Genomic DNA, 10,968 nt, shown 5'->3' with positions numbered 1-10,968 from the left:
ATACTTATCGGTAAAAAAATAATTTATTTTAGTGCTGAATTTATGTTTACTCTAAAATATACGCTAAGCTTTTGATTTATATTAGTTTAAATTAAAAAAGTATTTCTTTGTTTTATTAAAAATATGATTAAGATCACATGTTTATCTTAGTGCGATGAATAGCGGAACGCTGTAAAATGGCGCCATGATTTTTTATTGTTAGAATTAATACTGCATTTTATTATTTCATTCCATAATATAATGACAGCTTTTTATTCGGTATGACCGATACTACTGAATTTTGGATGAACTCATGCCAATTCATCGGCAGAGTTGAAGATAATTCATTTTACTGTATTCATTGACTGACGGAGCAGTAACGGGCTGTCAACTTTGATTATATCGCGATGGGATTTACCCTCAATAATGTGAAGCGCGCTGAGCCTGCCAATTTCATAATGGGGTAATTGTACCGTTGACAACGACGGCAGGAACAAATCACCGATCCCCACCATATTATCGTAACCTATGACTGCCACATCTTCGGGGATCCTCAGACCTTGCGCCAGGAGCGTCTGGTACACCATAAACGCGATGCGATCGTTACCGCAAATCACCGAATCGAATAAGGGTTTTTTCTGATGAATATGTGCCTGCACAATCGCCGGAATATCCCGATAATGCTCATCACCATATTCCATGTAATAGTGGTCGAGTGTCTCAGGAGCCAGCCCTGCCTCCATACATGCTTGTTCCAGACCTTTGCGGCGTCTGACAGTGGCAAGATGTGTTGCAGGCAAATGTAAGCAGAGCGGGCGACGATAGCCTGCAGACAAAAGTGCACGTACCGCTGCATATTGTCCATGTTCGTCATCCGGAATATAACTCGCTACCTGCTGATGCAGGCTTTCGCAATTGGCGAGCACACAGGGAAGGTTTAACAACTTCTCGGGTAGCGGCACCTGTCGCAATCCCATTGTTGTATAGATAATGCCATCCGGTCGGTGTGAGAGAAGCAAATCAACGATATTTTCCGGGCTGTCATCCGAAAACATGTTAACCACAAAGCTGTTCCAGCCATGCGCACGTGCTGTTTCTTCAATGGAGAGTGTGATTTCCACTGAAAAGGGGGTGGTGACGGTATCAAGTGCCAGCACACCGATGGTTTTTGCAATCGCGTGAGCGCCACGTATTTTTTTGGCCGATAAATCGGGCACGTAATTCGTCGCATCGATAGCAGATTGTACGCGTGACAAGGTCTCAGGCTTTAGACGTTCCGGGGAGTTTAGTGCCCTGGAAACCGTCATCAGTGATACATTCGCCAGTTTTGCCACATCTTTCAGGGACGCCATTCTTTTTGCTCCTGCCTGCTCATTACGCCACAGGTTATAAAACTAACTTGCTGATGTAAAAGGATCATACGTGATTTTGGTGTCCGGGTGTGGGTTGCAGTGAATAAGAAAAGTTGATCATGATCTCATACTGCTTATGTTAACGTTAACTTTTGTGATTAACATCTAGAATTACAGCAAAACGGCATGCGCCTTATTTTATGTTAACGTTATCATTTGCGCTCCACCTCAGCATGAGATTGCCATGATGAAAACCCGTCATTCTCAAAGTTATCTGATACTCAGCGCTTTATTGTTCTTTTTCTTTGTAACCTGGTCCTCTACAGGCTCACTGCTCTCGATTTGGCTACATCAGGAAGTCGGTCTGAAAGCAGGGGATACCGGGATAATTTTTTCAGTGGTGTCTTTTTCCACTCTGTTTGTGCAAATTTGTTATGGTTTTATTCAGGATAAGTTGGGGCTGCGTAAGAATTTGCTCTGGTTTATCACGGCATTATTAATTTTTTCCGGTCCGGCCTATCTGCTTTTTGGCCATCTACTGAAAATTAACGTCTTTCTGGGCAGTTTTTTTGGCGGCATCTATATCGGTCTGACGTTCAATGGCGGTATTGGTGTCCTTGAGTCTTACACCGAGCGTGTCGCCCGTCAGAGCCAGTTTGAATTCGGAAAAGCAAGGATGTGGGGGTCGCTGGGTTGGGCTGTGGCAACTTTTTTCGCCGGGTTATTGTTTAATATTAACCCGAAATTAAATTTCGCGGTTGCCAGCTGTTCTGGTCTGGTCTTCTTCATACTTTTGATGCGTTTACGCGTCTCTTCTGCGCCCCATGCCATGCAGGAAGCCGTGGCGGGGGGGAAAGTCACGCTTGAGGATGCATTACGCCTGCTGACCCTGCCGCGTTTCTGGGCGCTGGTATTCTTTGTGGTCGGCACCTGTATTTACGGCGTCTACGATCAACAGTTCCCGGTCTATTTTTCCTCACAGTTCCCGACGCAACATGAAGGGAATGCGATGTACGGCTATCTTAATTCGTTTCAGGTATTCCTGGAGGCCGCAGGCATGTTCTGTGCGCCATGGCTGGTAAATCGTCTAGGTGCTAAAAATGGTCTGATTTTCGCCGGCATGGTGATGGCGATGCGCATGGTCGCTTCCGGATTAGTGGAAGGCCCTCTGCTTATCTCTATCACCAAGCTGCTGCATGCGGTTGAACTCCCGATACTGCTTATCTCTATCTTCAAATACAACAGCCTTAACTTCGATAAACGTCTCTCATCCACGCTCTATCTGGTGGGTTTTGCCTGTACGGGATCCGTAATTGCCACCGTATTGTCACCCCTCGCTGGCTACAGCTACGAAAAATATGGATTTGCTCAGTCCTATCTGTTCATGGGGTTAATGGTGTTCTGCATCACCTTTATTTCTATTTTCCTGTTGCGTTCCGGTAAAACCTCAATGGATCCGCAGATACCACAACTTTCTACTATCTGATTGAAAAGAGAGAAAACGATGACCTATACAATTGCTAACGCTGAACAGGAACTTCAAGCTAAGCGCGAGATGCTAAACCTGCGCTGGTATCCGCGCTATCACCTTGCTGCAAGGGCTGGCTGGATTAACGATCCTAATGGCCTGATCTGGTTTGATGGCTGGTATCACGCCTTTTATCAGCATCATCCTTATTCCACTCAGTGGGGGCCGATGCACTGGGGGCACGCGCGGAGTAAAGATTTGCTTCACTGGGAGCACTTACCCGTTGCCCTGGCCCCGGAAGGACCGGAAGACAAAGACGGGTGTTTTTCGGGGTCGGCGGTGGTGGATGGCGATACCCTGGCGCTGATCTACACCGGACATAAATTTCACGGCGACGCCGGTAACGACGAGAACCTTTATCAGGTGCAGTGTCTGGCAACCAGTCGCGATGGTATTCACTTTAAACGTGAGGGGATCATTATCGATACCCCGCCGGACTTGCATCATTTCCGCGACCCTAAGGTCTGGCGCGAAGGGGATAGCTGGTACATGGTCGTCGGTGCGCGCGTTGGCGATACCGGGCAAATACGATTGTATCGTTCAGCCGATTTGCGTCAGTGGCAGGATGAAGGGATCCTGGATGAGGCGCAAGCCGGTATGGGCTTTATGTGGGAGTGCCCTGATTTCTTTACCCTTAATGGCAAACGTGTCCTGATGTTTTCTCCGCAGGGGATGGCCGCGCAGGGCTTTGAGAACCGCAATCTGTTCCAGAGCGGTTATCTGGTGGGAGACTGGCAGCCCGGAGAGCCGTTTGTCCGCACAGGGGAATTCGTCGAAATGGATCACGGACACGATTTCTATGCCCCGCAGAGTTTCCTGACACCGGATGGCCGCCGCATCGTGATTGGCTGGCTGGATATGTGGGAGTCGCCGATGCCGGAGCAACAGGACGGCTGGTCCGGGATGTTGTCTCTGCCGCGTGAGCTGAGTCTTACTGAGGACAATCGTCTGCAGATGCGCCCCGCGAAAGAGGTGGAAGCGCTGCGTCAGGCCTGGTTCCCGTGGCCTGTCAGTACCTTGAAAAACCAGCAGACACTCATGGCAAACAAAGGGGAGGCCATGGAAGTCGTGCTTTACTGGGATTGCGCAAGCAGTGATGCGGAACAGTATGGACTTAGCCTGGGAGAAGGTCTGCGTGTTTATGTTGATACGCAGCTGCAGCGTCTGGTGCTTGAGCGCCGCTATCCGCAGTACGGATTATGTGGCACGCGCAGTGTACCGTTGGTGCCCGGCGTTCCTCTGGCTTTACGTATGTTTATTGACAGCTCTTCGGTCGAGGTATTCGTTAATGACGGCGAGGCATGCCTCAGTAGCCGAATATACCCTGATGCCGATCGTCGCGAATTAAGTTTATTTGCCTGGCATGGAACAGCGACATTATCAGATGCCGGAGCCTGGCAGCTGGAATAAGCCCTGTCCAGTGTCGCAAATAACCCGTCTTTGATGATGGGCGGGTTATTACTGCGTTTATCTTCGGGCTGTATTTATACAAAAATGACACATTAATATAAATAATAAGAAGGTCTTTTCCGATGAATAAAATCTGGGTCGGATGTATTTTGACGTCTGTATGTACCTCAGTAGCCCATGCACAGGGTACGCTTTCCCTCGAACAACGGCTGGAACAAATGGAGCAGCGGCTGAAAGTCACGGAGCAGCGCGCGGCGGGTGCGGAGGCTGAAATTCGCGCCCTCAAGCAAGAGAAGCAATTGTCCCACGTAGTAAACAATACTCCCGCGGCTCCTGCGACTCCCGCGCTTCAGCTCACCGGGAATGGTGATATTAAATTTTATGGAGACGTTGAATTTAATATGGATGGTGCCAGCCGCACGGGCAGCCTGACGTCGATAAAAACCAGCACAAATAAAAACTGGGCGCCGGGAAATAAAGAGCGCTGGGATATGAATGGCCGTATTCTCCTGGGGTTTGATGGTCTGCGAAATGGGGTTAATGGAAAATATGCCGGATTCAGCGTTCAGCCGTTGGCTGATATCAACGGAAAAATGAACCTCGACGATGCGGCATTTTTCTTTGGTCAGCAGGATGACTGGAAAATTAAAATTGGTCGCTTCGAGGCCTGGGATATGTTCCCGCTGAATCAGGATACGTTCATTGAATATTCCGGTAATACCGCTAACGATCTCTACAGTGACGGTTACGGTTATATCTATATGATGAAAGAGGGTCGCGGGCGCAGCAGCAGCGGTGGCAATTTCCTGCTCAGTAAGACACTCGATAACTGGTATTTCGAACTCAACACGCTTATAGAAGATGGCAGTTCGCTATTTGTCGACAATAACTATCACGGCAATGCGTTAGATAACCGTAAAAATGTGGTTTATGCCCGCCCGGTTATTGCCTGGCAATCCGGCGAGTGGTCAGTCGCCGCCGCGGTCGAAAGCAACCTGGTGAATAATGCCTACGGATATCAGAATACGCAGGGTGTTTGGGTTGACCAGTCGAACCGGACCGGTTACGGAATGACGATGAGCTGGAACACGCTTAAAACTGATGCAGAAAACGGTGCGGTCGTTAACCTGAGCACGGCTTATCTCGACGCAGCTGACGAAAAAGATTTCAGCGCAGGCATCAATGCCTTATGGCACAGGGTGGAAGTGGGTTACATCTACGCGCACAACAATATCGACAAGTTCAATATGGCCGGGGTAGCCGGTGACTGCGACAACGACTGCGCGATTCTGGCGCCGGGTAAGTATGACATTCATACCCTTCATACTTCATGGCACCTGCCTGATATCATGGATATGCCTAACTTCAATATTTACCTGGGGGCTTATGCCTCCTGGCTTGAATCACCGACGATTAAAACGGGTAATACGGATGACCGTTATGGTGCACGCGTGCGCTTTAAATACCTTTTCTAAAAACCGGTTGCCGTAAAAACCTGGCGCTGGAAATTGGCATGAGCGCATCACTAAAGGATATCGAAGTATGACGTTGAATATAGAAAAACAAAAAATGATCGCCGGTGAGCTTTATGAGAGCGGTGATGCATTACTTATTAGCGAGCGCAGGCGCGCACGCCAGCTTTTACATGGTTACAACCATTCATCGCCAGATGATGAAAAACTGCGTAAACAGTGGCTTAACGAGTTGTTAGGAAGTCATCAGGGCGCGTATATCGAGCCGACTTTCCGCTGTGATTACGGTTATAACATCCATGTGGGAAAAAATTTCTACGCCAATTTTGACTGCGTGATCCTTGACGTATGCGAGGTGCGTATTGGTGATAACTGCATGCTGGCACCAGGAGTGCACATTTATACCGCTACCCATCCGCTTGATGCACAGCTGCGCATAAGCGGGAAAGAACTCGGCAAACCGGTGACGATTGGTAATAACGTGTGGATCGGTGGACGTGCGGTGATCAACCCAGGTGTCACCCTGGGTGATAATGTGGTGGTGGCTTCCGGCGCGGTCGTGACAAAAGACGTGCCGTTTAACTGCGTCGTGGGGGGGAATCCGGCCCGTATCATTAAGCGGCTTTAGACACCGGTGCCGCAGTCGGCGGAAAAGGGGGGATAAATAATTTAGCCGTTTTGACGCGTTACACCACGGTCAAAACCTAATTGTGTCACGCTGATCCCCCCTTGTTGCAAAATGGCGGCTTCTGTTTCAGGAGCATCCGGTAAGTTTTGCCTTTTCAGGGAGAGCCAGAAGTACTCAAGATCGCGGGGGTCGCGATGCGAAATAACATCAATATCGTGCAGATATCCCTTTCCCTGACGGGTAAAGGTAAATGCCGGTAAGTCCGGGTTAATGGCAACGGGAAAATTGATGTTAAGACATCCGGCTTTAAAAGTTTCACTCTTCCAGAGCGCTTCGATAGTGGCAGCGCCCCGGGTTTCTGCGACTGTCCAGGGAACACTATTGCGGTCCGTAAAAGCCTGGCTGAGGGCAAAGGACGTCACCCCCATCAGCATGCCGGTCATTGCAGCGCCAATGGTGCCGGAAAAAACGGTCTCGGTTCCCAGATTGGCCCCTCTGTTAACCCCTGAAAGCAGCAACGTTGGCTTTTTATCTTTCATCAGATGACCGAGCGCTAACGCTACACAATCTCCGGGTGTCCCGGTCACAGCGTATCGTTGCGGTCCTCTCTCACTCAGACGTAACGGACTGTGAAGGCTAAGTGAATGTGACGTGCCACTCTGATCGTGGACGGGAGCCACTATCCAGACATCGTGAGAAAGTTGATGAGCGATTTTTTCCAGGACGGCCATACCGGGAGCATCGATACCATCATCATTGGTTAATAATATTCTCTCGCATAGCATACTTTGTTGAGGCATAGATTCTCCTTAAACGGGATAAGCTAAGTTGTATAAACGTGTGGATTACGTATGAAAACCGGTAACAAGTTTGCCAAACGGTTTATTTCAACGTGTAGACCAAAGTACCGTATCCGAGCTGGTCGTAACCTCCGCTGTTAGGCCCATAATCTCCACCACCGCCCTCGGGACTGGCTTTTTTTGCAAAAGCTTCGACGTAAGGGGACGTTATCCCTTTCAGCACAACATAATGATTATAAAAAAGCGCCCAGATTGGCCTCATCTGTCCGCGTGATTTGTCGGAAATGACGGGCTGGGTGACATCACTATTGGTATACGGGGTGTAGGGCACATCATGCATTAGGTTATACTTTGCAACGTATTCGGCGCCAAGCAAAGCCCGGTTATGGTCGTAACCGTATAAATCGTCTCCCTGATTCCAGGCCATTTGGCAGAACGCACCAAGCAAAGCGATATCCAGTAATGAGTGGGCCTGATCGCGACCGCTTTCCTGGACCTGGCCGAGAGAAGAACCGTAAAGTTTCCACACCAGATGCTCAACCGAACCATTACCCTGACCGTATTTAAAATACGTCATCGCCTCATTGTAAATATCACGGCGATCCGTGAGTACGCCGATAGCTAACATGGAGTCCATATTAGCCAGATCCCAGTTGGCCCAGTAGTGATCAATTTTCGCCCCGTTATGATGGTTGAGGAAATCCTGATTCATAGGATAGAAGACGCTCAGCATCATAGTTTGGAAATCATGAAAATCTGTTGGCTTCCAGAGGACAGAACTGCGCAGTATCTCTGCCGCATTTGCAAACTGATAACCATACAGGCCTGAGGCCAGATACCGGTCTGATCCTCCCCTAATCGCCGTAAGTGTCGTCGTCCATGCGTTTAAAATACCGATAGCCTTGCGGGCATAGGCATCATCCCCAGAGATTTTCCAACGTAATGCCAGTGCGTAAGCCGCGGCAGCGTCGTTGAATAAGGTGCCGTAATTCTCAGTATGAATGCCGTCCTTTCCGCGATAGATTACGGCCTGTGGATTAGCGTGCCAGCCAAGGGATGCATGTTTATTTTCCAATAACCTCTGCCAGCCATCCCTATAGGGCTGAGCGCCTTGTGTCACTTTGGTATGCATCCGTATAAAATCTTTCTGGGTATGCAGAAGTCCCGGGTGGATAAATGGCGTAACCGCTTCTGCCCGGGTGCTGGAGAGGGGGGCAATAATCAATGCCCCGGTTAACATCAGACATGAAAAATAAGGGAGGTGCCTATCCCGTTCTGCATGATTTTTATATAACGTCATTGTAAGTTTTCCCTTTATCTTTTAATAAACGTATGGGCATGTATTCCATTATTTGATGAAACTGAGCGGTTGATTATTATTCAGTTGCAAAGATATCTGTAGCAGGCATAAACGTCACTGATTTTATTGTAAATAAATATCATTAAACCTGGCTTTAATATAACTGTTTCACCGATAAGTTAGGTGTCTAATATGTAGTATGCTTCATATATTTTTGTGTTGTGTTAACGATACATTGTGTTTCCCTTGACGAAATATTGATTCTCTTCGGTGAGTATTGCATGGCATTTTTTATTCACCTCGGGAACAGACTCATGAAATCTTATAAAATGGCCTTGAAAAAGGTAGAGTACAAGCTGAAGTTAGTCCGTACATTTTTTATCAGTGATTTACGTTACCGGATGCGAAAGCATCAACAAGAGTTTCGCAGAGTGCCTGATTTTGAAAATCCACAAAGCCTGAATGAGAAGATAAATAACAGAATGATCTTCGAAAGAGACCCTTTCTTTACTATGCTGGCGGATAAAATTGCAGTCCGGGAGTACGTGAAAAAGAAAATTGGAGACGATTATCTCGTCCCGCTTTTAGGGGTCTTTGAGAGGGCTGAACTTATTGATTTATCTCATCTTCCTGAGCGGTTTGTATTGAAATGTAGTCATGACAGTGGCAGCGCGATTATCTGCAAAAATAAACATCAGTTCGATGAGCGGGCAGCAAAGAAAAAGCTTAATGATCATCTTAATCGGAATATGTATTATGTCACGCGTGAATGGCACTACAAGGATATCAAGCCTTATATAATCTGTGAAAAATTTATCGATGTCTTCGGGGGGAAACCCTTACATCTTATTCCTGAAGTCTATCGCGTTCATTGTTTTTCAGGTAAAGCACATATTACCGAAGCTGATTTTACTGATGCCATGAATAATGAGTATGTCAATGTTTATGACCCGCACTGGAAAATTCTTCCGCTCACCATGGGTTACAATAACTCCCCGCATGAAATCGCTGAGCCTGTTCTTTATCGCCACATGATCGGCCTTGCGGAAAAGCTGGCGGAAGGTATCGCTTATTGCCGGGTGGATTTTATTGCCGATGCAAGCCAGATTTATTTTAGTGAGATAACCCTCACGCCATGCAACGGAAGGATACAGATTTCCCCCGTGCACTGGGATTATTTTCTGGGGGAGTTGTGGGTGTGACTTTTCGGTTTAATTATGCAGTATTACATTTTTGCTTAGAAAAAACCCAGTGCATGTCTGAAATATCCTGAGAATGAGGGCGGCGATAATATCATAAATACGCAATAGTAGGCGAAAATATAAAACAAAATGATCAAAACCAGCATGGCGATATCTCCTTTCATCCGGGTCGCCTTTAGTATAGGAGAGTAGAAGGATTGACGTATAAAAAGTCGCCATTTAGGACGACTTTTCATACGTTCATGTTCAGTCCATCAGAAGGTATAAAGCACACCAAAATTGTAAGTTGTACCACCGCGCTTAACCACAATCGGGCTGTTACCCGCTTTGTCGTCCAGCCAGGTGTAATCGGCACTGACAACGCCGCCCCAGTGCGACGTGAACTGATGACTCCAGGTCAGGCTGCTGTCTACGCCATAGAACCCCCCGGCGGACTGATAAGGTGCGAAATTAGTGCGGTCGCTTTGTTCGCGGCTCACGCCATAAAAGGTGTTCATATAGCGCCGGTCGCCAAAGAGCGCCGCCGACTGAAGCGCGACAGTGTCGGTGTCGTTTTGTACCGGCAGTACCGTGACGGAAGTCTGATAATGTACACCTTGCCCGTCTGTCAGTGGCAGAGTGGCTTTGCCTTCAAAAGACAACCACGGTGTTGCTGACCAACCCACCGCGAGCGCGGTATTCATGGTCGCATCGATATTTCCCATGCCTTTGAGTTTATTCGAGCCATCCCGCCAGGTGGAATTTCTGTCTGTCCGCCCCAGGCTATATCCCAGCGTATGCTCCAGATACAGGCCGTTATCCGTCTGCAGGTCATAACCCACACCTTTCAGCGAATCGAAGAAAAAGGCGCCATCGCGCGCCTGAATGACCGGCGCAACCAGCCAGTGGCGCTGATCGGAACCGCTGTAGCGCGGCGCGCTTTGTGCGCCCATGCCGACGGTAAAGGTTGGCGCAGGCGGAGTGTTGTCGGCCATTGCCTGCAGCACTGTGGCGGACAGGCTGAAACAGGTCATCTGCAGCATTAGTTTTCTGGATATCATTGTGATTCCTCATCACCCAAACATATGGTTCGTAGCGGATTGCAGCCGCGTCTGAAACCCGAAGTATGAAGAGGCCGTGTCAATAAACTGTCGGGGAATTATGAAGAAACCGTCAAGACGCCCCCTGTGCAGGCAAAGCAGATCCTGATTGTGGAGAATGACGCCGATGTGACGGACATTTCCGGGGCGCATTTAAACGCTGCACATGTGCTGTCGCTGTGCCGGTCAGCAATCTTGCAAAAAAGTGTTCATCTTGA

9 protein-coding genes are annotated in these 10,968 nt (G+C 48.2%); 5 read left to right on the top strand and 4 right to left on the bottom strand.

Going from position 1 to position 10,968, the window contains the following annotated elements; genetic code table 11:
- Window positions 1–323 precede the first annotated feature (323 nt).
- Window positions 324–1,331: a LacI family DNA-binding transcriptional regulator gene (locus J1781_RS12595; RefSeq protein WP_217233686.1), complete on the bottom strand. Its 1,008-nt coding sequence runs from the start codon at window positions 1,329–1,331 to the stop codon at window positions 324–326.
- A 244-nt stretch (window positions 1,332–1,575) separates the two neighbouring features.
- Here J1781_RS12595 and J1781_RS12590 point away from each other — a divergent pair, with 244 nt between their 5' ends.
- From J1781_RS12590 to maa, 4 genes are all read left to right on the top strand, one after another.
- Window positions 1,576–2,817 carry an MFS transporter gene (locus J1781_RS12590; RefSeq protein ID WP_129992204.1) on the top strand — a complete coding sequence of 414 codons (1,242 nt, stop codon included), beginning with the start codon at window positions 1,576–1,578 and terminating at the stop codon, window positions 2,815–2,817.
- Between the two features lie 18 nt (window positions 2,818–2,835).
- Window positions 2,836–4,269: a glycoside hydrolase family 32 protein gene (locus J1781_RS12585; RefSeq protein ID WP_217233685.1), complete on the top strand. Its 1,434-nt coding sequence runs from the start codon at window positions 2,836–2,838 to the stop codon at window positions 4,267–4,269.
- A 122-nt stretch (window positions 4,270–4,391) separates the two neighbouring features.
- Entirely contained in the window at window positions 4,392–5,744 is a 1,353-nt protein-coding gene (locus J1781_RS12580) for a carbohydrate porin (protein ID WP_217218922.1), read from the top strand.
- Window positions 5,745–5,817: 73 nt separating this feature from the next.
- On the top strand, window positions 5,818–6,369 hold the full coding sequence (maa, locus tag J1781_RS12575) for a maltose O-acetyltransferase (RefSeq protein WP_217233690.1): 552 nt from the start codon (window positions 5,818–5,820) through the stop codon (window positions 6,367–6,369).
- A gap of 41 nt (window positions 6,370–6,410) precedes the next feature.
- Here the strand turns inward: maa and surE are convergent, their stop codons facing one another.
- Together surE and J1781_RS12565 are read right to left on the bottom strand one after the other, a co-directional pair.
- Window positions 6,411–7,169, bottom strand: coding sequence for a 5'/3'-nucleotidase SurE (gene surE, locus J1781_RS12570; protein WP_217233684.1), 759 nt, complete (start codon window positions 7,167–7,169; stop codon window positions 6,411–6,413).
- An 82-nt stretch (window positions 7,170–7,251) separates the two neighbouring features.
- Window positions 7,252–8,469: an alginate lyase family protein gene (locus tag J1781_RS12565; protein WP_217233683.1), complete on the bottom strand. Its 1,218-nt coding sequence runs from the start codon at window positions 8,467–8,469 to the stop codon at window positions 7,252–7,254.
- Window positions 8,470–8,783: 314 nt separating this feature from the next.
- Between J1781_RS12565 and J1781_RS12560 the strand changes: the two genes are divergently transcribed.
- The gene (locus J1781_RS12560; RefSeq protein ID WP_217138036.1) at window positions 8,784–9,671 is read left to right on the top strand and encodes an ATP-grasp fold amidoligase family protein; all 888 of its coding nucleotides are present in this window, start codon (window positions 8,784–8,786) and stop codon (window positions 9,669–9,671) included.
- Between the two features lie 254 nt (window positions 9,672–9,925).
- On the opposite strand, the gene J1781_RS12555 is transcribed toward J1781_RS12560, so the two are convergent.
- Window positions 9,926–10,711 carry a MipA/OmpV family protein gene (locus J1781_RS12555; protein WP_217233682.1) on the bottom strand — a complete coding sequence of 262 codons (786 nt, stop codon included), beginning with the start codon at window positions 10,709–10,711 and terminating at the stop codon, window positions 9,926–9,928.
- Window positions 10,712–10,968 lie beyond the last annotated feature (257 nt).

Origin of the sequence: Rahnella perminowiae, from assembly GCF_019049695.1 — a bacterium.
Lineage (GTDB): Bacteria > Pseudomonadota > Gammaproteobacteria > Enterobacterales > Enterobacteriaceae > Rahnella > Rahnella perminowiae.
The sequence above is the reverse complement of the archived record's forward strand: the minus strand, read 5'-3'. Positions and strand labels throughout refer to the sequence as shown.

Bases quoted from the DNA above. Each gene is read 5' to 3' on its own strand.
- J1781_RS12590 (WP_129992204.1), top strand. From the start codon at position 1,576: ATGATGAAAACCCGTCATTCTCAAAGTTATCTGATACTCAGCGCTTTA.
- J1781_RS12560 (WP_217138036.1), top strand. From the start codon at position 8,784: ATGAAATCTTATAAAATGGCCTTGAAAAAGGTAGAGTACAAGCTGAAG.
- J1781_RS12555 (WP_217233682.1), bottom strand. From the start codon at position 10,711: ATGATATCCAGAAAACTAATGCTGCAGATGACCTGTTTCAGCCTGTCC.
- J1781_RS12585 (WP_217233685.1), top strand. From the start codon at position 2,836: ATGACCTATACAATTGCTAACGCTGAACAGGAACTTCAAGCTAAGCGC.
- surE (WP_217233684.1), bottom strand. From the start codon at position 7,169: ATGCCTCAACAAAGTATGCTATGCGAGAGAATATTATTAACCAATGAT.
- J1781_RS12595 (WP_217233686.1), bottom strand. From the start codon at position 1,331: ATGGCGTCCCTGAAAGATGTGGCAAAACTGGCGAATGTATCACTGATG.
- J1781_RS12565 (WP_217233683.1), bottom strand. From the start codon at position 8,469: ATGACGTTATATAAAAATCATGCAGAACGGGATAGGCACCTCCCTTAT.
- J1781_RS12580 (WP_217218922.1), top strand. From the start codon at position 4,392: ATGAATAAAATCTGGGTCGGATGTATTTTGACGTCTGTATGTACCTCA.